The sequence below is a fragment of the Kitasatospora nipponensis genome (assembly GCF_039528135.1).
GTDB classification, from domain to species: Bacteria; Actinomycetota; Actinomycetes; order Streptomycetales; family Streptomycetaceae; genus Kitasatospora; species Kitasatospora nipponensis.
The window spans coordinates 1-515 of sequence record NZ_BAAALF010001174.1 but is presented as its reverse complement, the minus strand read 5'-3'; the positions used below and the strand labels follow the sequence as shown (position 1 = coordinate 515).

The 515-nt window shown below is 70.5% G+C and carries 1 protein-coding gene; it reads right to left on the bottom strand.

Annotated elements, in window-relative coordinates:
- On the bottom strand, positions 1 to 356 hold a 356-nt coding region (locus tag ABD323_RS45500; RefSeq protein ID WP_344447788.1), incomplete at its 3' end, for a DNA cytosine methyltransferase.
- Positions 357 to 515: the final 159 nt, after the last annotated feature.

Genomic DNA, 515 nt, shown 5'->3' with positions numbered 1-515 from the left:
CGCACGACGCACCACGCCGTGACCCTGGTCTTCTCGAAGGCGGCGTCGGGCAGGGTCTTGAACTCGTCGTCGCCGTCTGGCAGTTCGAAGGTCTGGTTCTCGCGGGGCCGCCCTCCGGCGGGGCTGATCTCGGTGCAGATGACGCTGGCCCACAGCACGTCGGCCTTCGGGAGATAGCGCATCGGCAGGGCACTGACGTCGATGCGCAGGTGGTCGGCCTTGGTGTGGTTGGCGGCATGGGTCTCCAGGGCGAGCCCCCAGTGGTTGACCCCCAGGACGAGTTCGAGCCCGGCTTCGACCAAACCGGTGCTGGAGCCGCCGGCGCCGCAGAGGAAGTCGATGAACTTGACGGACACGGTGACTCCCCTCAGCTCTCGTTGCGGCCGGACAGGGGGCAGGAGGGCGGGGGTGCCTGGCTGCCGGGGGCGTCGCCCTGCTCCAGGTGCTCGCTGTCCTCCTCGCCGGAGGGACTGAGACGGCAGGTGACGGCCGCGATGGCGTCGGCGGGGTGCCGG